This is a genomic window from Eikenella sp. HMSC061C02 (genome assembly GCF_001809035.1).
In the GTDB taxonomy this organism is placed as follows: domain Bacteria; phylum Pseudomonadota; class Gammaproteobacteria; order Burkholderiales; family Neisseriaceae; genus Eikenella; species Eikenella corrodens.
Map to the genome: position 1 here is coordinate 16,236 of NZ_KV795540.1, position 25,449 is coordinate 41,684.

At 58.0% G+C, this 25,449-nt stretch carries 20 protein-coding genes and 2 tRNA genes; 10 read left to right on the top strand and 12 right to left on the bottom strand.

Annotated elements, in window-relative coordinates:
• Positions 1-47: 47 nt before the first annotated feature.
• The 4 genes from bioD to purL all read right to left on the bottom strand — a co-directional run bounded on the left by bioD (position 48) and on the right by purL (position 6,687).
• Positions 48-689 (bottom strand): dethiobiotin synthase, encoded by a 642-nt coding sequence (gene bioD, locus HMPREF2541_RS03540; RefSeq protein WP_003823103.1) that lies wholly within the window; start codon positions 687-689, stop codon positions 48-50.
• Positions 690-752: 63 nt separating this feature from the next.
• Positions 753-2,060, bottom strand: a complete 1,308-nt coding sequence (bioA, locus tag HMPREF2541_RS03545; protein ID WP_064087919.1) for an adenosylmethionine--8-amino-7-oxononanoate transaminase — start codon at positions 2,058-2,060, stop codon at positions 753-755.
• Positions 2,061-2,099: 39 nt separating this feature from the next.
• Complete coding sequence (locus tag HMPREF2541_RS03550; protein ID WP_003823105.1) at positions 2,100-2,624, bottom strand: hypothetical protein; 525 nt, start codon at positions 2,622-2,624, stop codon at positions 2,100-2,102.
• Between the two features lie 109 nt (positions 2,625-2,733).
• On the bottom strand, positions 2,734-6,687 hold the full coding sequence (purL, locus tag HMPREF2541_RS03555) for a phosphoribosylformylglycinamidine synthase (RefSeq protein ID WP_064086985.1): 3,954 nt from the start codon (positions 6,685-6,687) through the stop codon (positions 2,734-2,736).
• A gap of 150 nt (positions 6,688-6,837) precedes the next feature.
• On the opposite strand from purL, the gene HMPREF2541_RS03560 reads away from it, so the two are divergent.
• The 4 genes from HMPREF2541_RS03560 to ppc all read left to right on the top strand — a co-directional run bounded on the left by HMPREF2541_RS03560 (position 6,838) and on the right by ppc (position 12,744).
• Positions 6,838-7,176 (top strand): P-II family nitrogen regulator, encoded by a 339-nt coding sequence (locus HMPREF2541_RS03560; RefSeq protein WP_003823108.1) that lies wholly within the window; start codon positions 6,838-6,840, stop codon positions 7,174-7,176.
• Positions 7,177-7,324: 148 nt separating this feature from the next.
• On the top strand, positions 7,325-8,089 hold the full coding sequence (locus tag HMPREF2541_RS03565) for a hypothetical protein (RefSeq protein ID WP_064104835.1): 765 nt from the start codon (positions 7,325-7,327) through the stop codon (positions 8,087-8,089).
• Positions 8,077-10,014 carry a prolipoprotein diacylglyceryl transferase family protein gene (locus tag HMPREF2541_RS03570; RefSeq protein ID WP_070541755.1) on the top strand — a complete coding sequence of 646 codons (1,938 nt, stop codon included), beginning with the start codon at positions 8,077-8,079 and terminating at the stop codon, positions 10,012-10,014. Before HMPREF2541_RS03565 ends, HMPREF2541_RS03570 begins: the two co-directional genes overlap by 13 nt.
• 21 nt (positions 10,015-10,035) lie before the next feature.
• Positions 10,036-12,744, top strand: coding sequence for a phosphoenolpyruvate carboxylase (gene ppc / locus HMPREF2541_RS03575; RefSeq protein WP_083296761.1), 2,709 nt, complete (start codon positions 10,036-10,038; stop codon positions 12,742-12,744).
• A 67-nt stretch (positions 12,745-12,811) separates the two neighbouring features.
• On the opposite strand, the gene HMPREF2541_RS03580 is transcribed toward ppc, so the two are convergent.
• From HMPREF2541_RS03580 to HMPREF2541_RS03590, 3 genes are all read right to left on the bottom strand, one after another.
• Positions 12,812-12,886, bottom strand: a tRNA-Arg gene (locus HMPREF2541_RS03580).
• A gap of 19 nt (positions 12,887-12,905) precedes the next feature.
• Positions 12,906-13,352, bottom strand: coding sequence for a DUF441 domain-containing protein (locus tag HMPREF2541_RS03585; RefSeq protein ID WP_003823112.1), 447 nt, complete (start codon positions 13,350-13,352; stop codon positions 12,906-12,908).
• Between the two features lie 23 nt (positions 13,353-13,375).
• Complete coding sequence (locus tag HMPREF2541_RS03590) at positions 13,376-14,350, bottom strand: polyprenyl synthetase family protein (protein ID WP_070541757.1); 975 nt, start codon at positions 14,348-14,350, stop codon at positions 13,376-13,378.
• Between the two features lie 381 nt (positions 14,351-14,731).
• Here HMPREF2541_RS03590 and ychF point away from each other — a divergent pair, with 381 nt between their 5' ends.
• The 5 genes from ychF to mscL all read left to right on the top strand — a co-directional run bounded on the left by ychF (position 14,732) and on the right by mscL (position 18,760).
• Positions 14,732-15,823, top strand: coding sequence for a redox-regulated ATPase YchF (gene ychF, locus HMPREF2541_RS03595; protein ID WP_070541760.1), 1,092 nt, complete (start codon positions 14,732-14,734; stop codon positions 15,821-15,823).
• 76 nt (positions 15,824-15,899) lie between these two features.
• Positions 15,900-16,802 (top strand): hypothetical protein, encoded by a 903-nt coding sequence (locus HMPREF2541_RS03600; protein ID WP_246824969.1) that lies wholly within the window; start codon positions 15,900-15,902, stop codon positions 16,800-16,802.
• 71 nt (positions 16,803-16,873) lie between these two features.
• Positions 16,874-17,755 carry a carbohydrate kinase family protein gene (locus HMPREF2541_RS03605; protein WP_070541763.1) on the top strand — a complete coding sequence of 294 codons (882 nt, stop codon included), beginning with the start codon at positions 16,874-16,876 and terminating at the stop codon, positions 17,753-17,755.
• A 144-nt stretch (positions 17,756-17,899) separates the two neighbouring features.
• The gene (locus tag HMPREF2541_RS03610) at positions 17,900-18,211 is read left to right on the top strand and encodes an HAD family hydrolase (protein WP_035580136.1); all 312 of its coding nucleotides are present in this window, start codon (positions 17,900-17,902) and stop codon (positions 18,209-18,211) included.
• 117 nt (positions 18,212-18,328) lie between these two features.
• The gene (mscL, locus tag HMPREF2541_RS03615; RefSeq protein ID WP_003823120.1) at positions 18,329-18,760 is read left to right on the top strand and encodes a large conductance mechanosensitive channel protein MscL; all 432 of its coding nucleotides are present in this window, start codon (positions 18,329-18,331) and stop codon (positions 18,758-18,760) included.
• A 174-nt stretch (positions 18,761-18,934) separates the two neighbouring features.
• Here mscL and rng read toward each other — a convergent pair whose 3' ends face one another.
• The 5 genes from rng to HMPREF2541_RS03640 form a co-directional block, all read right to left on the bottom strand.
• A complete protein-coding gene (gene rng / locus HMPREF2541_RS03620; RefSeq protein ID WP_064088029.1) occupies positions 18,935-20,434 on the bottom strand; it encodes a ribonuclease G in 1,500 nt (499 codons plus the stop codon).
• A gap of 272 nt (positions 20,435-20,706) precedes the next feature.
• Positions 20,707-22,008: a tyrosine--tRNA ligase gene (gene tyrS / locus HMPREF2541_RS03625; protein ID WP_064087924.1), complete on the bottom strand. Its 1,302-nt coding sequence runs from the start codon at positions 22,006-22,008 to the stop codon at positions 20,707-20,709.
• A gap of 151 nt (positions 22,009-22,159) precedes the next feature.
• Positions 22,160-22,236 (bottom strand) — tRNA-Pro (locus HMPREF2541_RS03630).
• Between the two features lie 48 nt (positions 22,237-22,284).
• Positions 22,285-22,668: a hypothetical protein gene (locus tag HMPREF2541_RS03635; protein ID WP_081253474.1), complete on the bottom strand. Its 384-nt coding sequence runs from the start codon at positions 22,666-22,668 to the stop codon at positions 22,285-22,287.
• A complete protein-coding gene (locus tag HMPREF2541_RS03640; RefSeq protein ID WP_064085045.1) occupies positions 22,665-22,871 on the bottom strand; it encodes a hypothetical protein in 207 nt (68 codons plus the stop codon). The genes HMPREF2541_RS03635 and HMPREF2541_RS03640 overlap by 4 nt, the downstream gene beginning before the upstream one ends.
• A 370-nt stretch (positions 22,872-23,241) precedes the next feature.
• Here HMPREF2541_RS03640 and dinG point away from each other — a divergent pair, with 370 nt between their 5' ends.
• Positions 23,242-25,377 (top strand): ATP-dependent DNA helicase DinG, encoded by a 2,136-nt coding sequence (dinG, locus tag HMPREF2541_RS03645; RefSeq protein WP_064087925.1) that lies wholly within the window; start codon positions 23,242-23,244, stop codon positions 25,375-25,377.
• The last annotated feature ends 72 nt before the right edge of the window (positions 25,378-25,449 follow it).

Genomic DNA, 25,449 nt, shown 5'->3' on the forward strand with positions numbered 1-25,449 from the left:
GCTAAAGCTGTGTGCAAGGCTACCTGAAAAAATGCTGCACTCGGTTTTCAGGTAGCCTCTTCCAATACCGCCCACTCCGCCTCGGGGAAATGCCGCTGCAGGTAATCGCGCAAATAGCGTTCGGTTTCCGCGCCGATAACGGGGTCGGCAGCGGGATAGCGGTTGTACACCAGCCGGTGCACCGGCAGGCCGGCATGGCGGGCGGCGGCCAGGCTGAGCAGGGTGTGGTTGATGCTGCCCAGGCGGCCGGACGTAACCAACACCAGCGGGTAGCCGCGTTCGGCGGCAAAGTCGAGCAGGGTTTGCTCGCGGTTTAGCGGCACCATCAGCCCGCCCGCCCCTTCGAGCAGCACGGTGTCGTAGCTTTGCAGCAGGGTTTGGGTGGCGGCATCGATGGTTTTCAAATCAATGGGGCGCTGTTCCTGCTCGGCAGCCAAGTGCGGCGAACAGGGATAAGCAAACACATAGGGGCAGGTGCTGCCGTTGCGGTCGTGTTCGGTGAGCCCGATGCCTTGCAGGCGGCGGTGGGTTTGGATGTCTTCAGCGATGCCTTGGCAGCCGGTTTGCACGATTTTTTGGGTAATCACACGGCAGCCGGCGGCGGCCAGCTCTTTGGCATACAGGCCGGTGGCGATGCTTTTGCCGATGCCGGTGTCGATGCCGCTCACAAAATAAACTTGTTTCTGCATACTGCTCTCCTCTCTGCAAACAGGCTACCTGAAAATTTCAGGTAGCCTTCGGCGCGTGTAGCATTATTCGGACTGCGGCCATGCTTCGCCGTATTCCTCCGCCACTGCCGCCAAGGTCTGTTCGGCCAAGAAATCCAATTCCTGCTGGCTGATCACAAACGGCGGCATCAGATACACCAACCGCCCGAACGGCCGCACCCACACGCCCTTTTCCACCAGCCGCGGCTGCAAGGACGCCGTGTTGACCGGCTGCGCCATCTCCAGCACGCCAATCGCGCCAAGCGCCCGCACTTCGCGCACGCAACGCCATTGCGCTGCCACAGCCAGCTTACGCCGCAGTGTTTGCTCGATATTGGCCACCCGCTGCCGCCACGGGCTTTCCCGCAGCATCGCCACGCTTTCGGCCGCCACCGCGCAGGCCAGCGGATTGGCCATAAAGGTGGGGCCGTGCATAAATGCACCCGATTGGCCCCGGCTAATGGCCGTAGAAATTTCCTTGGTGCACACCGCTGCCGACAAGGTGAGATAACCACCGGTGAGCCCCTTGCCCAGCAAGATAATGTCTGGCACCACGCCGGCGTGCTCCAAGGCAAACATCTCACCGCTGCGGCCAAATCCGGTGGCGATTTCGTCAAAAATCAGCAGCACGCCGTATCGGCTGCACAATGCCCGTGCCTGCCGCAGGTATTCGGGGTGGTAGAAATACATCCCGCCCGCCCCCTGCACCACCGGCTCTAAAATCAGCGCCGCCAATTCATCGTGTTTTTCTGCCAACAAGTTTTCCAACGGGCGGATGCTTTCAGGCTGCCATTCGCCGTGGAACGGGCTGGCCGGTTGCGGCAGGAAATACTGCACCGGCAGGCTGCTTAAAAACAGGCCGTGCATGCCTTCTTCCGGGTCGCATACCGACATGGCATGCCAAGTGTCGCCGTGATAACCGGCGCGGATGGTGGCGAAACGGCAGCGTTTACCCCGCCCCACGGCCTGCTGGTATTGCAGCGCCATCTTCATCGCCACTTCCACCGCCACCGAGCCGCTGTCGGCATAAAACACTTGGTTGAGGGCCGTCGGCAGCAATTCCAGCAGCAACTGCGTGAGCCGCACCGCCGGCTCATGGGTGAGCCCGCCGAACATCACATGGCTCATCTTCGCCAGCTGTGCGGCAGCCGCGGCGTTGAGACGCGAGTGGTTGTAGCCGTGCAGCGCCGCCCACCAAGAAGAAGTGCCGTCCACCAGCCGTTTGCCGTCGGCCAGCTCGATGCTGCAACCTTCCGCCCGTGCCACGACGTACACCGGCTGGGTGTTGGGCATGGCGGCGTAGGGGTGCCAAATGTGGCGGCGGTCGATTTGCGTGAGGGTTTCCCAATTCATGATGAGGCTACCTGAAAAATATCGGGCTGGCTTGCCCGCTTATGAAATCGAATCAAATCCTTCAAACACGGCCTGACGCGGCGCGGCGCGCAGGGCGGCGGTGGCATCGGATTCACGGGTGAGCTTGAGCCAAACTTCATCCAGCGAGCGGCCGATTAAGAAGGGCTCTTCCCTGAAATCGAAAGCATAAATATCGAATTCGTCTTGGCTCGGCCTGCTTTCAATATCCCAAAACAGATAAGTGCCGGATTCGCTTTTGGCAAAACATTCCATCCTGGCCATCAGGCAAACGTGCTGTGCGGAGAAAAAGCCTTCGTATTCGTCTAAATCATCGATATAGGTAGATTTCACCGCTGCCCTGGCCTGCTGCCAGGAATCGCAATAGTGCGGACTGGCGGGGATGTAAACGAGGTAGTTGCCCAGCGAGCGGCCCCAGCCGTATTGCGTGGCAAAGCGCTGGTAGGATGTGGGGAAGCCCCGGCCGTTGGCAAAGCGGAAGTTGGCCAACTCATCGGGGTCGCCGAATATTTTGGCCGGTTTTAACACCAGCAGCTTGGCTTCCATGCCCTATCTCCGTTTTCGTCATGATTGAGGCTACCTGAAAGTATTCAGCTTCTACATCCTCACGGCATTGAAGCGGATATTTTCAGGTAGCCCTGTGTTGCCCGACGGCCTAGCCCAGCACCTTCCGTGCCGTAGCAAACATCCGATACCAGCCGGCCAGTTCGCTGTCGCGCCACTCTTCCGGCAGCCAGCTCATTTGCGCGCTGCGGTACACGCGCTCGGGGTGCGGCATCATGATGGTTACGCGGCCGTCGGCAGTGGTGACGGCGGCGATGGCATCGGGCGAGCCGTTGGGGTTGAGCGGGTAGGTTTGGGTGGGCTTGCCCTGACCGTCGATATATTGCATGGCGGTTTTCAGGCTACCTGAAACTTGGTTTTCAGCTCGCCCCAAGTGGGTGAAATCGGCGCGGCCTTCGCCATGGCTAACCACCACGGGCAGGCTGCTGCCCACCATATCGGCCAAAATCAGCGAGGGCGATTGCGGCACGCGTACCATACTCAGGCGGGCTTCAAACTGTTCGGATTCGTTGCGGCGGAACTTCGGCCAGCCGTCTGCACCGGGGATGATTTCAGCCAGGTTGGCCATCATCTGGCAGCCGTTGCACACGCCGAGTGCGAGGGTGTCTGGCTTAGCGAAGAATTCGGCGAACTGGTCGCGCAGTTTACTGTGGAACAGGATAGATTTCGCCCAGCCTTCGCCCGCGCCCAGCACGTCGCCGTAGCTGAACCCGCCGCAGGCGGCCAGCATTTGGAAGGTATCCAGCTTCACGCGGCCGCCCATCAGGTCGGACATATGCACATCGTAGGCATCGAAACCGGCGCGGGTGAAGGCGGCGGCCATTTCCACTTGGCCGTTCACGCCCTGCTCGCGCAGGATGGCGATTTTGGGTTTTGCCCCGCTGTTGATAAACGGTGCGGCAATATCCTGTTTCACATCAAAGCTTAAATCGGCAAACAGGCGGCTGCGTTCTTTATCGGCCAGCAAGGCAAACTCGCTGTCGGCACAGGCGGGGTTGTCGCGCAGGCGTTGGATTTGATGGCTGGTGGACTGCCAGGCGCGTTGCAAATCTACCAAGGGTTGGTCAAACAAGGTTTCCCCGTCATTCACAAGCGTGAAATTGCTGCCGCAATGCGCCTGTCCGATGCAGTAAGCCGCGTTGCCCAAACCTTGTTTATCGAATGCCGCCATCACATCGGCAAAATCCTGCTTCCGCACCTGCAATACCGCGCCCAGCTCTTCGTTGAATAAGGCCGTCAGATTAGCAAGCGGCAACACTTCTTCCACAATCGCGTTCGGCAGTTTGCGTTCCCATTCTTTAAACAGAACCTGCGCGTATTCATCGATATTCGCTTCCAAGCCGCTCCGCCCGGCAAACGCCATTTCCGCCAGCGTGGCAAACAGGCCGCCGTCGCTGCGGTCGTGGTAGGCAAGCAGTTTGTCTTCCTGCACCAACTGCTGAATCACATCGTAAAACTTTTTCAGGTAGCCTGCTTCGATGTCGGGCGCTTCTCCGCCCAATTCGCCGTATACCTGCGTTAAGGCCGAGCCGCCCATGCGGGCTTTGCCCTGCCCCAAATCCACCAGCAGCAGCATACTGTCGGCCACCGGCTTGATGTCGGGCGTAACCGTTTTGCACACATCCTGCACAGGGGCGAAGGCGGTGGCAATCAGGCTCAACGGCGACACCACGGATTTTTTCTCCGCGCCGTCCTGCCACACGGTTTTCATGGAAAGGCTGTCTTTGCCCACGGGGATGCTCACGCCAATTTCCCGGCACATCTGCGACACGGCTTCCACCGTGCGGTAGAGTTTCTCGTCTTCGCCCGCATTGCCGCAGGCGGCCATCCAGTTGGCGGAGAATTTGATGTTGCCGATATTGCCGATATTAACTGCCGCGATATTGGTAATGGCTTCGCCGATACACATCCTGCCCGAAGCGGGTGCGTCAAACAGCGCAACGGCGGGCTTTTCGCCCATGGCCATCGCTTCGCCGCGATGCGTATCGAAGCCCATGATGGTCACGGCACAGTCGGCCACGGGGGTTTGCCAGCGGCCGACCATCTGGTCGCGGTGGGTCAAGCCGCCCACGCTGCGGTCGCCGATGTTGATGAGGAAGTTTTTCGCGGCTACGGCGGGCAGTTGCAACACGCGGTAGGCGGCTTCCTTCAAATCGATATGGCTACCTGAAAACGGTTTTTCAGGCTGCTGTTGTGTTTTATCGGTGCGTGTGGTTTTGGGCGGCTTGCCGAGCAATACGTTCAGCGGCAAATCTACAGGCTTATTGGCAAACAAATCGTCGCGCACCTGCAAATGCCCATCGTCGGTAGCCGTGCCAACCACGGCAAACGGACAGCGCTCGCGTTCGCAAATGGCGCGGAAAGTGTCCAGATCTTTTTCCAGAATCGACAATACATAACGCTCCTGCGCTTCATTACACCAGATTTGCAGCGGCGTCAGGCCGTGCTCTTCCAGCGGCACATCGCGCAGCTTAAACACCGCACCGCGCCCGGCATCGTTGACCAATTCGGGGAAGGCGTTGGACAAGCCGCCCGCGCCCACGTCGTGAATGGCGATAATCGGGTTGGCCGCGCCGAGCTGCCAGCAGCGATCGATCACTTCTTGCGCGCGCCGTTCGATTTCGGGGTTGCCACGCTGCACGGAGTTGAAATCAAGCGAAGCATCGTTTGCGCCCGTGTCCATAGATGAAGCCGCGCCGCCGCCCAAGCCGATGAGCATGCCCGGCCCGCCGAGCTGCACCAACAGCGCACCTTCGGGAATTTCGTGTTTATGCGTTTGCTCGGCCTGAATATTGCCCAAACCGCCGGCAATCATAATCGGCTTGTGATAGCCGCGCATTTGGCCGTCGAACTCGGCTTCAAAGGTGCGGAAATAGCCCAACAGATTCGGGCGACCGAATTCATTATTGAACGCCGCGCCGCCGATGGGGGCTTCAATCATGATGTCGAGCGGGGAGACGATGTGGGCGGGCTTGCCGTAGCCACCTTCCCAAGGCTGTTTCAAATCGGGGATATTGAGGTTGGAAACCGTATAGCCGGTGAGGCCGGCTTTGGGGCGCGCGCCGCGTCCCGTTGCGCCTTCGTCGCGGATTTCGCCGCCCGCGCCGGTGGCCGCACCGGCAAACGGCGCAATCGCCGTGGGGTGGTTGTGCGTTTCCACCTTCATCAGGATATGCGTGTCTTCTTCATGGAAACGGTAGCCCTGATTGGCCGCCGCATCGGGATAAAACCGGGCAATTTTCGCGCCTTCGATTACCGAGGCGTTGTCTTTATACGCCACTACCGTGCCGGCCGGCGCGGCTTCGTGCGTGTCGCGAATCATGCGGAACAGTGATTTGGGCTGCTTTTCGCCGTTCAAGATGAAGTCGGCATTGAAGATTTTGTGGCGGCAGTGTTCGCTGTTGGCCTGCGCGAACATCATCAGTTCCACATCAGACGGATTGCGTTTTAAAGCCTGATAATTATCCAGCAGATAATCGATTTCGTCGGGCGAGAGTGCCAAGCCCAAGTCGGTATTGGCTTTTTCCAGCGCGGCACGGCCGCCGGAGAGCACATCTACCGTATCGAAGGTTTGCGCTTCGGGGTGGGCGAACAATTTGGCGGCTACCTGAAAATCGGGCAACACCGATTCGGTCATGCGGTCGTGCAGCAAAGCTGCCCATTGCTGTTTCTGCGCTTCGGAAAGGCTACCTGAAAGCCACACTGCCATGCCGCGTTCGATGCGCCGGATTTGTGTGAAGCCGCAGTTTTTCGCAATTTCCGTGGCTTTGGAAGCCCAAGGCGAAATCGTGCCGATGCGCGGCGTGATGAGAAACAGATGCAGGCTACCTGAAGACTGCGGCAACTCCGATGCCACTTGCCCCGCCAGCAAGGCTTCCAACTTTTCCGCATCTGCCGCATTCAAGTGTTCGGCGCAATCGGCAAAATACCAATATTCGCTGCGGATTTCGGCTTCAGGTAGCCTCAAAGCAGCAGCTTTTTGCAGCAGTTTTTCAACACGGAAACCAGACAGGGCGCGCTCGCCGCGCAGGAAGAGGATAGGCATGGACAGACTCGCATGAAAGAGGATTGGGGAGGCGTGATTATACGCCAAGTCTGCCCTAATCTGTCGGCGGAGTGAGCCGATTGAAAGCACTGCTGCCTTGTGGTAGCTTAACTGCCTAAAACCTTATATACCAACCTACCCGAGGAACCCATGAAGAAAATCGAAGCCATCATCAAACCGTTCAAACTCGACGACGTGCGCGACGCGCTCACCGATATCGGCGTAAACGGCATGACCGTAACCGAAGTGAAAGGCTTCGGCCGCCAAAAAGGCCACACTGAAATCTATCGCGGCGCGGAATACGCAGTGGATTTCCTGCCCAAAATCCGGCTGGAAATCGTGCTGGAAGACAGCATGGTCGAGCAGGCAGTGGAAGCCATCGTGCAGGCGGCCAACTCCGGCAAAATCGGCGACGGCAAAATCTTCATCCTGCCGGTAGAAGGCGTGGTGCGCATCCGCACCGGCGAGCGGGACGAAGCCGCGCTGTAAGCTGTTTCCTTCTGGCCAGCTGCCGCGTAAACTGCAATTAATCAGTATGCTGGCCGTGCCAGCCAAGGCTACTTGAAAATATCGGCTGGCACGAAACTGCTATTTTTCAGGTAGCCTCAACCGGCCAACAAATAGTTTTTCTCCCATCATGTTCCGCCTGCGCAAACATTATTTCGACGGCATCGATTCTGCCGGCAACGCATTGATTGCCTATGCGGCCGAGCTGCATTACCACGGCATCAAGCTGCCCTATTCCGCCCTGATTTTCAGCCCGGCCCACGGCTGCACCATCGAACGCAGCTGCCTGAGCGCATCGCAACTATCCCCCAACAGCATCCGACAACCCAAGCTTGGCCTCGAAGGCCGCTGGCAGGCTTTGTCCGACGGTGTCCGGCTTACCTTGCCGGCCGGCGGCAAACATCGGCTCGTTTGGCATGCCCACACGCCCAATGCCCGTTTTCAGGTAGCCTTAAACGGGCAGGAATACGGCGGCTTGGGTTATGCCGAAACGCTGGAAATGGATTTTTGGCCGCAACAGCTGCCGTTATGCGAGCTGTATTGGGGGCGTTTCGTATCGGAGCAGCACTATGTGGTGTGGATCGAATGGCGCGGCGAAGTGCCGCTAAAACGTTTGTACTACAACGGCGTGCTAACTGAAGATTTCGTGCTGGAAGCCGGTGGACTGAAAGCGCCGGCATTCGGCCTGCATCTGGCGTTTGCTGCACCGGAAACGATAAAAGACGAGCCGCTGCTGGCTATTGCAGCACGCAACCCATTGTTGCGGCTACTATTCAGCCGCAGATTTTTATCCAGCCGCGAACAAAAATGGAAAAGCCACGCCACCTTGAGGCTACCTGAAAATATTGCCGTGGAAGGCTGGGCCTTATACGAGAGGGTGTTATGGCAAAAATAAGCGTTACCCTGCAAAAAATTGTTTATGCCTTGGTGTTCTGCCTGCTGTTGCCGCTGCTGCTGCAATATTGGGCACGGCACACTTCGGAGGTGGTGCGGCTGCCGGTACCGCCCTACCCGCTGGCCGGCGCACTGCTGGCGGCGGCCGGACTCTCATTAATCCTGTGGGCGATGCACAACCTGTGGTACCGCGGCGGCGGCCTGCCGATGAATGCGTTTCCGCCACAGCATTTTGTGGCTTCCGGCGCCTACCGCCTGTGCCGCCACCCGATTTATACCGGCGCCGTCATGCTTTGCACGGGCACGGCACTGTATGCGCAGTCGCCCGGCGGGCTGTGGCTGGTATCGCCGCTGTTTGCATTGCTCATTGTGGCTTATGTGGCTGGCTTCGAGCGCGAGGTGATGGCCAAGCAGTTTGGCGCCCGGCCGATGCTTCACTACAGCCTGTTCAGCCTGCCGCCGGATAACGGGCATGAGGTGGCTTTCTCCAGGCGGCTATTGCTCGGGCTGAAGGTTTGGTTGGTATGGCTGCTGCTGTATGAAGCGTTTGTGTGGCTGGGGGTGCCGTCCGATGCGTGGTATAGCAACGGCGCTTGGGATGCGGCTGTGCCGCTGTGGGGCTTCAGCGTGGTGTTTTATGTGCTACTTTATCCGTGGGCCGGGTTGCTGCCGCTGTGGTTGCGGCAAAACCGCCAGCTGCGCGGCTTTGCCCTAGACGCATTCTGGGGCATGGCACTGATTTTCTATTGTTATCTGATTATTCCGGCTGCCGTGCGCTATAGCAGGCTACCTGAAAATACGTTATGGCTACAGTGGATTGCCCTGGGGCGTGAGTATGATAGCGCCGCAGCGGCGCTGCCTTCGTTTCATGTATTTTGGGCACTGTTGGCCGCACGATATTCTTGCCTATGCCGCCCGCAGTGGCGTATGGTATGGGCTTTGTTGGCGGTGCTGGTAATTGTCAGCTGCCTGACCACGCACAACCATACCTTGGCTGATGTGTTAGCCGGGATGGCCGCCTATTGGGCAATCCGACACCGGCAGCCGATCTACCACGCTCTGTTGCGCGCCGCCGAATATATTGCCAACTCGTGGCACGAATGGCACTTTGGCCGCCTGCGGCTGATTAACCACGGCTTCTATGCCGCATTGGGCGGTGTGAGCGGTTTTCTGGTGTTGGCTTATCTGCTGCCGCAGTATTTATGGGCAGTGTGGCTGCTGGGGGTGGCCGGGTTTATCGGCGCGGGCCTATGGGCGCAATGGGTGGAAGGCTCATCGGCGCTGCTGCGCCCGTTTGGCTACTACGGCAGCGTGTTCGGCATCGTGCTGGCCGGCTGCCTGATTGCCGCCGGTTCGGATTTGGGCGGTTGGACGCTGCTGGGCGCGGCTGCACTGGCTGCCTGCCCCATCCAGCTTTTCGGCCGCTGCCGCTGCCTGATTCAGGGCTGCTGCCACGGTATCCCCACCGATATGCCTGGCATCCGCTTTTTCCATGATAAATCGCGTGTGTGCAAACTGGCCGGCTGGCAGGGGAAAAATCTGCACCCCACCCAATTTTATTCCATCGCCGCCAATTTTCTGAGCTTTTTCCTGCTGTGGCGCTTATACCGGCTGCAAATGCCTGCTTCGTTTATCGCCGGTATGTATTTGATTCTCAGCGGTGCGTTCCGCTTTGTGGAAGAATCGCTGCGCGGCGAACCGCAAACGCCGTATTTTCTCGGCATGCGCGTATACCAATGGCTGGCTCTGGCATCGGTGCTGGCGGGCATCTTGTTTACCTGTCTGCCTTCGGCTCCGCTGTTTTCAGGTAGCCTTCCTGCCGGCTGGCTACTGCATGCCATTGCCTATTTCGTATTGATCTGGTGCGTGTACGGTTTGGATTACCCAAACAGTACATTGCGTTTTTCCCGGCTAACCCAAGAATAACCCTCTGCAAAGGAATATCCCATGATGCCCGAACCTTCCGGCCAACATCCCTACAAAGACGCGCCGCTCTTCGACGACGTTGCCTTCCTCACCGGCGCGCTGCAAACCGTGCTGGCCGCGCAAACCGACTGCCCCGTGCAGGAAGCCGTGGCCGCGCTGCTGGGCGGCGAAGCGCCGCAAGACGTGGTAACACGCAGCCTGCCGCAGCTCAACGACCAACAGCTGGAAGACCTCATCCGCGCCTGCAGCCTGTTTGCACAAATCCTCAATATTGCCGAAGACGCACACCACCAACGCCGCCGTCTGGCGCACAGCCAAACCCGCGACAACGCCAAATCCACCTTCGGCCACACCCTTGATTTGCTGCAACAGCAAGGCGTAAGCGCCGAAGCCTTACAGCAGCAGCTAAACCACACCGAAGTGGCCGCTGTGCTCACCGCGCATCCCACCGAAGTGCAGCGCCAAACCACCCTCACCCTGCACCGCCAAATCCGCAACCTGCTCGACCAACGCGCCAACCAGGCCGGGCAAAACGAAGAACGCTTGCAGCAGCAGGTGCAAACCATGCTGTGGACGCTGTGGCAAACCAATGAAAACCGTCATTTCAAAATTACGGTAGCCGATGAAATCAGCAACGGCATCATGTATTTTCCGCTCAGCTTCTTCAGCGCCGTGCCCGGCGTATACCGCAAGCTGGAAGCCGCCCTTCAGGTAGCCTTTCCGCACACCCGCCTGCCCAATGTGCTGCACATCGGCGGCTGGATCGGCGGCGACCGCGACGGCAACCCTTTCGTTTCCGCCGACACCCTGCGCACAGCTTTCGCCCAGCAGGCCAGCGCCGTGTTCCGCTTCTACCGCAGCCAGCTCTACAAACTGTATGAAGAGCTGCCGATGTCAATCCGGCGCGTGAACGTGAGCCCCGAAGTGTTGGCTTTATCAGCTAAATCTCCCGACACCGAACGCGCCCACGAAGAAGAGCCCTACCGCCGCGCCCTGGCCTATATTCTCGCCCGCACCGTGGCCACCGCCCACCGTTTCGGCAGCGGCTTGGGCAGCCAGTTTGGCCTACTCGAACCGTATGACACGGTGGAAGAATTTTTAGCCGACCTGCACATCGTGCACACTTCCTTGTGCGCCAACGGCAGCCGCCTGCTGGCCGACGGCCGCTTGGCCGACCTGATCCGTGCCGCTTCCGTGTTCCGCTTTTATCTGATGCCGCTAGATTTGCGCCAACACGCCCAAAAACATATCGACGTGGTAGCCGAGCTCTTTGCAGCTGCCGGCTTGGAAGACTTCGCCGCGCTGAACGAAGCCGAGCGCGAACGTGTGCTGCTGCGCGAACTGTCTTCCCCGCGCCCGCTCCACAGCCCGTTCGCCCGATACAGCGAAGATACCGAACACGAGCTGGCCATCTTCCGTGCCGCTGCCGAAATTAAAGCCGGCTTCGGCGAGGAAGCCATCCGCCAAAGCATCATCTCCAATGCCGAAAACGTAAGCGAAATGCTTGCCTTGGCCTTGATTATGAAAGAAACCGGCCTGTTGCGCCTAAACACCGAAGGGCTACCTGAAAGCCGGCTCAATATAGTGCCGCTGTTTGAAACTATCGAAGCGCTGCAAGACTGCATCGGCGTGATGGATCATCTTTTCTCCCTGCCGTGGTACCGCCACCTGCTCGCCGGCCGCAGCAATATTCAGGAAATCATGCTCGGCTATTCCGACAGCAATAAAGACGGCGGTTATGTAACCAGCCAATGGGTGCTGTATCAGGCCGAGCAAGCTTTGGTGAAACTGTTTGCCAAACACCAAGTGCGCCTGCGCCTGTTCCACGGGCGCGGTGGCAGCGTGGGGCGTGGCGGCGGTCCATCCTACGAAGCCGTGCTGGCACAACCCGCCGGCAGCGTGGCCGGGCAAATCCGCATCACCGAGCAGGGGGAAGTCATCACCGCCAAATACGCCGATGCCGACAATGCCGAGCGCAACCTCGAAACCTTGGTGGCCGCCGCGCTGGAAGCCAGCCTGCTGCCGCACCGCACCGAAGAGCCCGATGCCGCGCTGATGCAGTCGCTCTCCGATGCCGCCTTCACCTACTACCGCGAACTCATCACCCATCCCGATTTCGTGGGCTATTTCCTGCAAACCAGCCCGATTAACGAAATCGCCAGCCTCAACATCGGCAGCCGCCCCGCCAGCCGCAAAACCCTGGCGCGAATACAGGATTTGCGCGCTATTCCCTGGGTGTTCTCCTGGACGCAAAACCGCCTGATGCTGCCTGCTTGGTATGGCTTCGGCAGTGCTGTTGAACAGCTCTTGCGCGACAACCCGGCCAACCTAGAACGCCTGCGCCATATAGTGCGGCACAGCGCCTTCTTCCAAGCCATGCTCTCCAATATGGAGCAGGTAATGGCCAAAGCGGATTTGGACATCGCCCGTGCCTACGTCGGCCTGGCCGACCAGCTGCAAGCCGCCCAAGCCATGTTTGAACTCATTGCAGGCGAGTTCGAACGCAGCCGTCGCGCCCTGTTACAATTAATCGAGCAAGACCACCTGCTCACCGACAACCGCAGCCTCGCCCGCTCCCTGGCTCTGCGCATTCCCTACCTGAACGCGCTCAACTGGCTTCAGGTAGCCCTGCTCGCCCGCTTGCGCCAGCACCCGGGCAACCCGCAGCTCATCCACCTGATCCACCTCACCATCAACGGCGTGGCACAAGGCTTGCGCAATACGGGTTAACCCCCCTTTCCTGCAAACGGCAGGCAAGAAAAAGGCTACCCGAAAATTTCAGGTAGCCTTTTCATCATGGCCCCGCCGACAGGAATCGAACCTGTATTTTACGCTTAGGAGGCATACGTTCTATCCATTGAACTACGGCGAGAAATACTCAAACTTTCCAATCAAACTTTTCCGGCAATAAGCGACAAAATCCCCGCGGCAATCAGCGGCCCCACCGGAATGCCGCCCAAAAACGCCACGCCGATAATCGTGCCCAGCAGCAGGCCGGTTACCAGCACCGGCTGCTCGCTCATCAGCGGTACGCCGCGCCCGGCCAGCCAGGCCACCAACACGCCCACCAACACCGCCGCCAGCATTTTCCAGCTCATCAAACCGGCCAAACCGGGAAACTGGATTCTGCCCGACACCAGCGGGCTGAGCACGCCGATGGTGAGCAGAATGATGCCGGCTTGAATGCCGTATTGTTCGGCCAGCGGGATATAGCGCGCCAGCACGGTTTGCTGCATCAGGAGCAATACGGTGGCCGAGATGGTGATGGATTGGTTGTTGCTGAGCACGCCCAGCAAAATCAGCAATACCAAAAACAGCGGGATAACATTCAGATGCAATTATATATTCCCGAAAAAGGCCGCTATGATACACGCGCCAGCGATTCTTCGGCAAGCTGCCGCATCGCCTGCGATACTTCATTATCCGGCAGTGCGGCCAGGCAGGATAAAGCTTCGTCCACCGCCTTGCGCGCCTCGCTCACGCAATAGGCCAGCGCATTGGATTGCACCACATGGGCATGAATCTGCTCGAAATAGCTGCGGTCGGCGTGCTCCAAGGCGTGGCGCACGGCGTCAGCCACCGGTGGCTCGGCATTCTGCATCAGATAAATCAGCGGCAGGGTTGGTTTGCCTTCGGCCAAATCGTCGCCCACGTTTTTGCCGATTTCTTCGATATTGCCGGAATAATCCAGCACATCATCAATAATCTGGAAAGCGGTGCCGATGTAGCGGCCGTAGTCTTTCAGCGCGTTTTCCTGCTCGGGCGTGGCGCCGGCCAAAATCGCGCCCACCTGTGCGGCGGCTTCAAACAATTTGGCGGTTTTGTATTGGATCACCTGCACATATTCGGCTTCGGTGATGTTGGTGTTGCCGATATTCATCAGCTGCAACACTTCGCCCTCGGCGATGATGTTGGTGGCATCGGCCATCACGTCTAAAATCTTGAGGCTACCTGAAGACACCATCAGCTGGAAGGCGCGGGTGTAGAGAAAATCGCCCACCAACACGGCAGCAGCGTTGCCGAACATATTGTTTGCCGTTTTCCGGCCGCGCCGCAACTCGCTTTCGTCCACCACATCGTCGTGCAGCAGGGTGGAAGTGTGGATGAATTCCACCATCGCCGCCAGTGCGTAGAGCGGGTCTTCATCGTAACCCAGCACCTTGCCGGAAAGAATGGTGAGCACCGGCCGCAGCCGCTTGCCGCCGGCGCTGATGATGTAGCGCCCGATTTGCGAAATCAGCGCCACTTCCGATTGCACCGCGCGCTCAATCACCGCATTAACGCGGCTCAAATCGCGAGGCAGATGTTGCTGGAAATAAGGCAGGTGTTCAAGCATGGTGATGTGCGGCTTTGTATGGTTATCAGCATAAGGCCAAAGCGCTGACTCCTTCCTAGCTACGTGAAGAAATAACCGCTTTAGCTATACGGCCGGGCAAACGCACCGGCCAAACAGGGGCGGAATTATAGCAGCCTTATGGGCAAACTGCCTATTTCCGCCCTACCACGCAGGCTACCTGAAAACACAGCTTCAACGAAGTGGCCCGATATTTCGCCGCAGCCGAAGCCGCGTTTCTGCCCGACCGTCATCCCGTGCGGCTATTTTCAGCCCGCCTCAAACCGCCTAAAGGCTACCTGAAAACCCAAACCACAGCTTTCAGGTAGCCTTCTATATGTTAAAATCCGCCGATTTTAATCTAACGGCATTTAAGGAACACACATGAGCATGAAATGCGGCATCGTCGGCCTGCCCAACGTCGGCAAATCCACCCTCTTTAACGCGCTGACCCAATCGGGCATCGAAGCGGCGAACTATCCCTTCTGCACCATCGAACCCAACGTCGGCATCGTCGAAGTGCCCGACCCGCGTATGGCAGAGCTGGCGAAAATCATCAATCCGCAAAAAATGCAGCCCGCCATTGTGGAATTTGTGGACATCGCAGGCTTGGTCGCCGGTGCAAGCAAAGGCGAAGGCTTGGGCAACCAGTTCCTCGCCAACATCCGCGAAACCGACGCCATCGTGAACGTCGTACGCTGCTTCGACAACGACAACATCGTGCACGTTTCCGGCAAAGTCGATCCGATTGCCGATATCGAAACCATCGGCACCGAACTGGCATTGGCCGACCTCGCCAGCGTTGAGAAAGCCATCGTCCGCGAAGAAAAACGCGCCCGCTCCGGCGACAAAGACGCGCAAAAATTGGTGGAACTGTGCAAAAAAATCCTGCCGCACCTCAACGAAGGCAAACCCGTACGCTCCTTCGGCTTAGACGCAGACGAGCTCGCCATGCTCAAACCGCTGTTCCTGCTGACCGCCAAGCCCGCCATGTATGTCGGCAACGTGGCCGAAGACGGTTTTGACAACAACCCGCACCTCGACCGCCTGAAAGCATTGGCTGAAAAAGAAAACGCCCCCGTGGTTGCCGTTTGCGCCGCGATGGAGAGCGAAATCGCCGAGTTGGAAGACGACGAAAAAACCGAATTCCTCGCCGAAATGGGCTTGGAAGAACCCGGCCTGAACCGCCTGATCCGCGCGGGCTACGACTTGCTCGGCCTGCAAACCTACTTCACCGCCGGCGTGAAAGAAGTCCACGCGTGGACGATTCACAAAGGCGACACCGCCCCGCAGGCTGCCGGCGTGATTCACACCGACTTCGAACGCGGCTTCATCCGCGCCCAAGTGATTTCCTACAACGATTTTGTCTCGCTCGGTGGCGAAGCCAAAGCCAAAGAAGCTGGCAAAATGCGCGTGGAAGGCAAGGAATATGTAGTGCAGGACGGCGATGTGATGCACTTCCTGTTTAATGTGTAAAGCGCATAAAGGCTACCTGAAAAATATGTTTCAGGTAGCCTCATCACCTGCTTGAATTTAGCCTAGCTATATGATTATGCGAAAACTGTTTTTCCCCATTCTGCTTTTAGCGGCCGTCGGCAGCTTCGCACAAACATTGCCGCAAGTAAAAACATTCTCCTCATACCGCAGGTTTATCAAAACTGCACCCCAACCGCAAACGCCACAACAAATTGTGCAGCGCTACTATCGGCAATATTCGCAGCAACACCATTGCTACCGTGTCGATATCGATGCGTTAAACGTAACCGAAACCAGCTTCGGCGGCGAATACTGTATGCGCCAAATCAAAAGCGAAATCCGCCAAACCGCGCAAGGCAAGCTGATGTATCTGCTCTACACCGGCGACAACTTTGATTTTAATCGGGGCGAAAGCATCGGAGGCCGGGTTCAATCGGGTTTGGCGGGCATATTCGTGTTGAAACAGGTATCCGGAGGCTGGCAACCGCTGGCAGTGCGCGCCTACAATCAAATTGGCACATACGGCTATGCCCCTGAGGCTAAATATTGGTCGTTCCTCCGCTTCGGCAAAGACCGTTGGGGCTTCATGACGCCTATGTCGTATCTAAGTGACGGTTACAGCAGCTCGGAATATATACTTTTCACCCACAACGGCGCAGGGAAGATTGGTCGAAGCACTATCACAAGCAATACAACCAACGGATATGGTTTAAATAATTGCCAAACCAATCCTGATTCGGGTAAGCCGCTTACCGCCGCCGAACGCCGCGAATGCCGCGCGAAGTGGTATCGATTAACCACTTCTTCTTTCCGCATCCTAACCCACGCCCGCCCCAATGCAGGCTTCTACCCCCTGCGGCTGAGCGTGTCGGGCTTTAACGGCTTCAAACACTACCGCAACCAAGCTTTTATCATCCACTATGATGCCGCTGCAGGAGAATACACCATGCCAACCGATTATCCGCTGGCCAATAAATAAAACTTTTCAACCCAGAGGCTACCTGAAAACTTTCAGCTAGCATTCCCACCATCCATTTTTAGAGAGCAAATATGAAAATCAGCAGCTTCGGCGAAGTATTGTGGGACGACTTCCCCGGCGGCAAAGCCCTCGGCGGCGCGCCGCTCAATGTTTTGGTACGCCTGGCCTCGTTCGGCGCGGACTGCAGCATCATCAGCCGGCGCGGCCGCGATGCCGACGGCGAAGAGCTGCTGCGCCAGATTGCCGCGCGCAACGTGGCCGCCGATTTGGTGCAAACCGATGAAGAACACGCCACCAGCCTGGTGAAAGTGCTGCTCAAGCTCGACGGCAGCGCCAGCTACGACATCGTCTATCCCTGCGCCTGGGATAAAATCAGCGCAACCGAAGCAGCGCTTGCGCGCGTGGCCGAATCCGACGTGCTCGTGTATGGCAGCCTCTCCGGGCGCGATCCCGTATCCCGTGCTGCATTGGAGCAAATCCTGCCCGCCGCCCGCTTCCGCGTGCTCGATGTCAATCTGCGCAAGCCGCATTACGAGCCCGAACGCGTGCTCAGCCTCATGCGCCATGCCGACCTCATCAAGCTCAACGACGAGGAACTCTACGAGCTCTCCGCCGCCTTCGGCTCGCCCTACCACAGCCTCGAACAAAACCTGCGCTACCTCGCCGGCCACACCGACACCGCCCACATCTGCATCACCCTCGGTCAGCATGGCGCGGTGTATTTCCGCCACGGCAAAATCCTCGCCCACCACGGCTTCCGCGTGAGCATGGCCGATTCCGTGGGCGCGGGCGACAGCTTCCTTGCCGGTTTCCTGTTCCAAATGCTCTCCGGCGCCAGCCCCGAAGACACACTGGCCTTCGCCTGCGCCATCGGTGCGCTCAACGTTACCCGCCACGGCGCCGTGCCCGATATTTCCCTGGCTGAAATCCAGGCACTGATGCACCCGGAATAAAGCAGCACAGGCAACAGCCTGGGTTTGTGCCTTACCTGCACCAGCTTTGACAAATCAGGCTGAAGCCCTCCTTCCATACCCGGCAGCAATATAGCCGTATGAAATGCAGCGCTTCAGCCCGGTCTTTTTTTCAGGTAGCCTCACATGAATACGCCCCGCCCCAAAACCATATTCGTCGATGTTGACGACACCCTCGTCCGCAGCGTTGGCCAAACTCGTATCCCCATGGCCGCCGTAATCGCCCACATCCGCCGCCTGCACGACGCCGGCCATCTGCTCTACTTGTGGAGCAGCGGCGGTGCCGACTACGCCCGCGCCAGCGCCGAAGAGCTGGGAATCGCCCACTGTTTCCAAGCCTTCCTGCCCAAACCGCAAGCCTATATCGACGACCAAGCCGTTGCTGATTGGCGTTTCTGCCGCCATATCCTGCCAGCCAACAGCAGCGAAATCGAATAATCTGTTGCCTTCCCCGCCATTCAGCCACAATTAACAAAATTTATCCGCAACTTACAAGACGTCGGCGGCTAAAACCTTTATCATGCCGCCATTTTTAACCATTCCAAGGAAACACACATGGCATTACGCGACGAATTCAAAGCTTTCATCATGCGCGGCAACGTAATCGACCTCGCCGTCGGTATGGTAGTCGGCACCGCCTTCTCCGGCATCGTCAAATCATTGGTAGACGACGTGATCATGCCGCCTATCGGCCTGATTCTGGGCGGCGTGGACTTCTCCAACCTGTTCATCACCCTGAAAGCAGGTGCCGATGCGCCTGCCAACGGTTACGCCACCCTGGCCGCCGCCCAAGCTGCCGGCGCGGTTACCCTGAATATCGGCCTGTTTATCAACACCGTGATCAGCTTCCTGATTATCGCCACCGCTATTTTTGCCGTGATCAAAGGCATCAGCAAACTGCAAAAAGCCGCTCCGGAAGAGGCTCCTGCCGAGCCCTCCGAAGAAATCCTGCTGTTGCGCGAAATTCGTGATTCGCTGAAGAAATAATCTCCGCACAACGCAAAAGGCTACCTGAAAATAGTTTCAGGTAGCCTTTTCTCTTACTGTAATCGCCAATCTGTTCAAATCCTTCCTAGCAAACAAAAAGCCGGCTAAACATCTTGGCTTCGCAGCAACTTGCTGCGTTGCGTTCTCAGCCGGCCTTTATGCCACCCAACCCCATCACAGCAGCACAATATCAAACTGCTCCTGCGTATAACTGCTTTCCACCATCAGGGAAACGGGCTTGCCGATAAAATCAATCAACAGCGCGAGCGATTGCGATTCTTCGTCTAAAAACAAATCGATAACAGCCGGCGCGGCGAGGATGCGGAATTCGCGGGCATCGAAGCGGCGGGATTCGCGCACGATTTCGCGTTGGATTTCGTAGCACACGGTTTGCGCGGTTTTCAGGTAGCCCCTGCCCTGGCAGGTGGGGCAGGATTCGCACAGGATGTGGTTGAGGTTTTCGCGCGAACGTTTGCGGGTGAGCTCCACCAGCCCCAGGCTGGTAAAGCCGTTGAGGGTAACGCGGGTGCGGTCGAAGCGCAGGGCTTTGGCCATTTCGCCCAATACGGCCTGGCGGTGCTCTTCGCTGACCATATCGATGAAATCCACAATAATCATGCCGCCGAGGTTGCGCAGGCGCAGCTCGCGGGCAATGGCGTGGCAGGCATCGAGGTTGGTTTTGAAGATGGTTTCGTCGAAATTGCGCGCGCCCACGAAGCCGCCGGTGTTTACGTCGATGGTGGTCATGGCTTCGGTGCTCTCGATAATCAGGTAGCCGCCGAAGTTTAAATCCACACGAGGCTTGAGCGACTGGTTGATTTCCTGCTCCACATGATAGAGCTCAAACAAGGGTTTTTCACCCTGATAGTGTTGGATGCGTTCCACCGCCCCCTGCACGTATTGCTGGGCAAATTCCCGCATCAGTCGGTAATTATTGGCGGAATCGACGAAGATTTTCTGGGTGTTGCTGTTGAACATATCGCGCAGAACGCGCAGGCTCAGGGGCAAATCCTGATACAGCATGGTTTCGGCCGGGCTGGTTTTGGAGCGGGCGAGAATGTCTTGCCACAGCTTGGACAGGTAGTCGATGTCGGCCTGCAATTCTTCATCGCGGGCGTTTTCGGCGCTGGTGCGGATGATGTAGCCGCCGGCATTTTCGGGCAGCAGGGCTTTGAGGCGGGTGCGCAATTCGTTGCGCTCTTCTTCGTCTTCAATACGCTGGGAAATACCGATGTGGTTGTCTTGCGGCAGATACACGAGAAAGCGGCCGGCCAGGGAGATTTGGGTGGAAAGGCGCGCGCCTTTGCTGTTAATCGGGTCTTTAATCACCTGCACCAAGATGGTTTGCCCTTCAAACAGCATATGCTCGATGCGCTGGGTTTCCTCCGGCTTCTGCCGCTGTTCGAGCACGTCCACGATGTGCAAAAAGGCGGCGCGCTCCAAGCCGATGTCGATAAAGGCGCTCTGCATGCCGGGCAGCACGCGTTTGACCACGCCCAAATAAATATTGCCCACCAGCCCGTGGCCGCTGTTGCGGTCAATGTGCAGTTCGCACACTTTGTTTTCTTCCAACAGCGCCACGCGTGTTTCCTGCGGCGTTACGTTCACCAAAATGGTTTCCGGCGGGCGGCCTGAATTATCGGCCAGCCGGATTGGGTTGATTGCCTGTAGCATGTTCAGCTTTCTGATTTCAATTAGATTTTGCAGAACAGGCTGATGGCCTGCCTGTTCTGCAAAATCTACTGTCTGCCGGCTGGCCGGAGGCAGAATCATACGATGAAAACAACCTTGCCGACAACCTGAACAGCAGCCGGAAAATCGGTTTCAGGTAGCCTTTATCCTAGGAAAATAAGCTGTGTTTTCAAAGCGCAAACCTAAAAATAAGGCTACCTGAAAATCCGGCCTGGGCGGCTGGGTTTTCAGGTAGCCTTTGGTTTTCATTCAACTCATTGCCACACCAAAAGCGCGTGGTTGCGTTTGCCGCGGCGGAGGATGGTGTATTTGCCGAAGCGTTTGTGCGCGTCGGCCAGCAGATAGGCATCGTCGGGGCGTTCGGCAGCGTGGTTCGGATTGTTCAATTCGGCGGCTTGGCCGTTGAGCAATACCGCTTTGCTGTTCACAAAACCGCGCGCTTCTTTGTTGGACGAAGCCAAACCGGTTTTCACCAAGGCTTCCACCACATTGAGGCTACCTGAAACTTCAAACGCGGGCAGGCCGTCGAGGGCGAGCTGTTCGAAGTCGCTTTCTGTCAGGCTGCTTTGGTCTTCGGCAAACAGGCTTTCAGTAATGCGCTGCGCGGCTTGCAGGGCAGTTTCGCCGTGAATCAGGCGGGTCATTTCTTCGGCGAGGATACGTTGCGCTTCGGGCTTGGTACCGCTGGCTTTGTCTTTAGCTTCGATGGCGGCGATTTCTTCGATGGACAGGAAGGTGAAGTATTTCAGGAATTTATATACATCAGCGTCGGCCACCTTCAGCCAGAACTGGTAGAACTGATACGGCGAGGTTTTCTTCGCGTTCAGCCATACCGCGCCGCCTTCGGTTTTGCCGAATTTGGTGCCGTCGGATTTGGTGACCAGCGGCAGGGTCAGGCCGAATACTTGTTTTTGGTTCAAACGGCGGGTCAGGTCGATGCCGTTGGTGATGTTGCCCCATTGGTCGGAACCGCCGATCTGCAGCGTTGCACCGTGGCGTTTGTTCAGCTCGGCAAAGTCATAGCTTTGCAGCAGCGTGTAGGCGAACTCGGTGAAGGAAATGCCCACGTCATCGCGGTCGATACGCTGTTTGACGGATTCCTTGTTCAGCATGGCGTTGACGGAGAAATGCTTGCCGATGTCGCGCAGGAAATCGAGGCAGTTCATGCTGCCGAACCAGTCGGCGTTGTTCGCCATAATGGCGGCGTTTTCGCCTTCAAAGCTCAAAAACGGTTTCAGTTGGTTGCGGATGCTTTCTACCCAGCCGGCAACGGTTTCGGCGGAATTCAAGCTGCGCTCCACCGCTTTGAAGCTGGGGTCGCCGATCATGCCGGTCGCACCGCCCACCAAAGCAATCGGCGTATGCCCGGCCTGTTGGAAACGGCGCAAGGCCAATACGGGCAGCAAGTGACCGATATGCAGGCTGTCGGCAGTCGGGTCGAAACCGCAGTAGAGGGCGATTTTCTGTTCGTTCAACAACGTGCTCAAAGCTTCGATGTCGGTGGTTTGCGCGATCAGGCCGCGCGCTTGCAGATCTTGGATAAGAGAGGCGTTCATAACGAATTTCTTTGCAATAACTGGATGGAACGGGAAATATTCAGCCTGGCCGAAACCTAAGTTTCAGGTAGCCTTTAAGATTGAGAGCGGCACAGCGTTTGCGCCGCACCAAAACAAAAAGACTTGGCAGCACCAAGTCTTTTTGAAAAGCTGGTCGGAATGAGAGGATTCGAACCTCCGACCCCTTCGTCCCGAACGAAGTGCGCTACCAGACTGCGCTACATTCCGAAAGAAGGTGCATTATAAGCCCGGGAACGGCGTTTAGCAAGCATCATCTCAACACTTTTCACCCAAGCCCGACCGCTTACCGGCACGCGCCGCCTGCACCTGCGCGGCAAAATACAGCGCTGCCGCCGCACCGGCCATATCTGCTGCCGCATCACGCCAATCGGCCTGCCGCGATACCGTGAGCGCCCCTTGCGCCCACTCGCTGCCCGCAGCCAATACCAGCGCCGCCAGCAGCAAAGCTTTCCACGGCACAGGCCGCCGCCGCAGCAAAAACACTTTAGCCAGCAGCCAAAACTGGCCGAAAAACAAAGCCGCGTGCACCACTTTATCGAAATGGGCAAACGGCAGCGGCGCGTTGCCGCCCTGATGCAGCAGCAAGGCATACATCATGCCCGCAAACCACAAAATGCTCAGCCACAGCCAGCGGTTCACGCCTGGTGCTCCTCAAGCCAATCGGCACACATCATCGCCAGTCGCACAAACCGCCCGCCGCGCTCGTCCAGCACCGCCTGCCACTGCGCCACTTCCTCAGCCGAAGGTGCTTCGTCCAAACTGCATTCGTTGAGCCAAAAATCCAGCGTTTCTGCCGCCGCACCCACGGTTTCGGTGCGGAAAAATTCCAAGAGTTCAGACATTTCACTCTCCAGCTGTTTGATGGTTGATGCGGCGGATTGTACTTGCCTTTCATTCTGTATGCCATCGGGTTTCAGGTAGCCTTTATCGCGCAACAGGCTACCTGAAAGTTTATATAGTGAATTAACAAAAACCAGTACAGCGTTGGCTCGCCTTGCCGTACTATCTGTACTGTCTGCGGCTCGCCTCCTTGTCCTGGTTTTTGTTAATTCACTATAGCCGTCTCCATGAAGAATATGGCGTTGTCTTATTTTGATTTTGGAACACCTATGCCTTCTCTGCCCTGTTCCATATTTTTCAGGTAGCCTCCACTCCCGCCCAAGCCCTCCCATAATCTTCTATAATACCCGCTTCTTTCCAGCCGCCACCGCCATGCTCACCGATTTAGAAAAAGGCGCCATCCGCCGCCACTACCAAGCCATCAGCGAAAACCTGCCCCATTTCCGCCCGCGCAAAGCGCAGCGCGAAATGCTGGCCGCCGTGGCCAATACCCTGTCGCGCACGCTGGAAAAAGCCGACGGCGAAGAGCCGCCCAAGCGTGAGGGCGAGAGCATTGCCGTGATCGAAGGGCCCACTGGCGTGGGCAAAAGCCTAGCCTATCTTTTAGCCGGCGGCATCATGGCGCAAACGCGCGGCAAGCGGCTGGTGGTATCCAGCGCCACCGTGGCGCTGCAAGAGCAGCTGGTGGGGCGCGATTTACCGTTTTTGGTGGAAAAAAGCGGGCTCGATCTCACCTTTGCCCTGGCCAAAGGGCGCGGCCGCTACCTCTGCCCCTACAAGCTCTACCAGCTCACCCAAAGCCAGGCGCAGCAAAGCCTGGCCGGCTTCGACACTCCGCAAATCCTGTGGGACAGCAAACCCAAGCCCGAAGAAATCCAAACCCTGCGCGAGCTGGCCGACGCCTTCGCCGAACGCCGCTTCAACGGCGACCGCGACACCTGGCCGGAGAAAATCGACGACACCCTCTGGCTCAAGGTAAACAACGACAACTACGGCTGCCTCAAAGCCGCCTGCCCCAACCGCCCCGAATGCCCCTTCTACCTTGCCCGCGACACGCTCGAAACCGTGGATGTGGTGGTGAGCAACCACGATTTGCTCATGGTGGACATCGGCATGGGCGGCGGCGTAATCCTGCCCGCACCCGAACACAGCTTCTACTGCATCGACGAAGCACACCACCTGCCCAAAAAAGCCCTCAACCAGTTTGCCGCCGAGCATTCGCTGAACCAAGCCGTATGGGCGCTGGAAAAACTGCCGCAAATCACCGACAAAATCGCCGCCGTGGCCGACAAAGCCGATTTGGCCAACCTGGCCGACGAAGCCGCCGCCGCCCTGCTCGACAGCCTCTACGAATGGCAGTTCCACCTCGGCGACACCCCCGAGCTCGCCTACAACGACAGCGGCCGTGATCCGCAATGGCTGTGGCAAGACGGCCAAATCCCCGAAGAACTCGCCCTGCTCGTATCCAACACCGCCGCCGCCGCGCAAAGCCTCTACAAACACGCCAACGGTCTCAACGACGCCCTCGCCGCCGCCCGCCGCGAAAAAGACAGCGACAGCGCCCAAATCGACCGCCTCAGCAGCGAATTCGGCATCTTCCGCGCCCGCATCGAGCAAATCAGCGCCGTGTGGGACTTACTCGCCACCGAGCCCGCGGGCGACGCCCCGCCGCTGGCCAAATGGATCGAATGCAGCCACAACAGCGACAAAACCGACTACTCCTTCCACGCCTCCCCCGTGAGCGCCGCCGCCATGCTCGCCGCCGGCCTGTGGCGCCGCGCCGCCGGTGCCATCCTCACCTCCGCCACCCTGCAATCGCTCGGCAGCTTCGACCATTTATTGAAACAAACCGGCCTGCAATGGCTGCCTGAAACCACCACCCTCGCGCTGGAAAGCCCCTTCAACTTCCCCGCCCAAGGCGAGCTCTACATCCCGCCCGTGGCCGCCAGTCCCAAGCAGGCCGACGCCCATACAGCCGAAATCGCCGAATGGCTGCCCAAGCTCATCAGCCCTGAAGAAGCCGTCGGCACCCTCGTTTTGTTCTCCTCGCGCAAACAGATGCAAGACGTGGCCTTAAGGCTACCTGAAAGCCACCTGCCCCTATTGCTCATCCAAGGCGACCTGCCCAAAGCCATCCTGCTCGAACGCCACCGCCAAGCCATCGCCGAAGGCCGCGCCAGCATCCTGTTCGGGCTCGACAGCTTCGCCGAAGGCCTCGACCTGCCCGGCAGCGACTGCGCCCACGTCATCATCGCCAAACTGCCCTTCACCATGCCCGACCACCCCATCGAAAAAACCCGCAGCCGCTGGATAGAACAGCGCGGCGGCAACCCCTTCATGGAAATCACCGTGCCCGAAGCCGGCATCAAACTCACCCAAGCCGTAGGCCGCCTCATCCGCACCGAACACGACTACGGCCGCGTCACCATCCTCGACAACCGCATCCTCACCGCCCGCTACGGCAAACAACTCCTCGCCTGCCTGCCCCCGTTCAAACGTATTGGCTGAACACGGAGCAAAGGACTAGCTGAAATGTTTAGTCTTGCAGCAACCTACAAGCTCATTTCAACTTTATTGAAG

Coding starts and splice junctions, on each gene's coding strand:
- bioD (WP_003823103.1), bottom strand. CDS start 689: ATGCAGAAACAAGTTTATTTTGTGAGCGGCATCGACACCGGCATCGGC.
- bioA (WP_064087919.1), bottom strand. CDS start 2,060: ATGAATTGGGAAACCCTCACGCAAATCGACCGCCGCCACATTTGGCAC.
- HMPREF2541_RS03550 (WP_003823105.1), bottom strand. CDS start 2,624: ATGGAAGCCAAGCTGCTGGTGTTAAAACCGGCCAAAATATTCGGCGAC.
- purL (WP_064086985.1), bottom strand. CDS start 6,687: ATGCCTATCCTCTTCCTGCGCGGCGAGCGCGCCCTGTCTGGTTTCCGT.
- HMPREF2541_RS03560 (WP_003823108.1), top strand. CDS start 6,838: ATGAAGAAAATCGAAGCCATCATCAAACCGTTCAAACTCGACGACGTG.
- HMPREF2541_RS03565 (WP_064104835.1), top strand. CDS start 7,325: ATGTTCCGCCTGCGCAAACATTATTTCGACGGCATCGATTCTGCCGGC.
- HMPREF2541_RS03570 (WP_070541755.1), top strand. CDS start 8,077: ATGGCAAAAATAAGCGTTACCCTGCAAAAAATTGTTTATGCCTTGGTG.
- ppc (WP_083296761.1), top strand. CDS start 10,036: ATGATGCCCGAACCTTCCGGCCAACATCCCTACAAAGACGCGCCGCTC.
- HMPREF2541_RS03590 (WP_070541757.1), bottom strand. CDS start 14,350: ATGCTTGAACACCTGCCTTATTTCCAGCAACATCTGCCTCGCGATTTG.
- ychF (WP_070541760.1), top strand. CDS start 14,732: ATGAGCATGAAATGCGGCATCGTCGGCCTGCCCAACGTCGGCAAATCC.
- HMPREF2541_RS03600 (WP_246824969.1), top strand. CDS start 15,900: ATGCGAAAACTGTTTTTCCCCATTCTGCTTTTAGCGGCCGTCGGCAGC.
- HMPREF2541_RS03605 (WP_070541763.1), top strand. CDS start 16,874: ATGAAAATCAGCAGCTTCGGCGAAGTATTGTGGGACGACTTCCCCGGC.
- HMPREF2541_RS03610 (WP_035580136.1), top strand. CDS start 17,900: ATGAATACGCCCCGCCCCAAAACCATATTCGTCGATGTTGACGACACC.
- mscL (WP_003823120.1), top strand. CDS start 18,329: ATGGCATTACGCGACGAATTCAAAGCTTTCATCATGCGCGGCAACGTA.
- rng (WP_064088029.1), bottom strand. CDS start 20,434: ATGCTACAGGCAATCAACCCAATCCGGCTGGCCGATAATTCAGGCCGC.
- tyrS (WP_064087924.1), bottom strand. CDS start 22,008: ATGAACGCCTCTCTTATCCAAGATCTGCAAGCGCGCGGCCTGATCGCG.
- HMPREF2541_RS03640 (WP_064085045.1), bottom strand. CDS start 22,871: ATGTCTGAACTCTTGGAATTTTTCCGCACCGAAACCGTGGGTGCGGCG.
- dinG (WP_064087925.1), top strand. CDS start 23,242: ATGCTCACCGATTTAGAAAAAGGCGCCATCCGCCGCCACTACCAAGCC.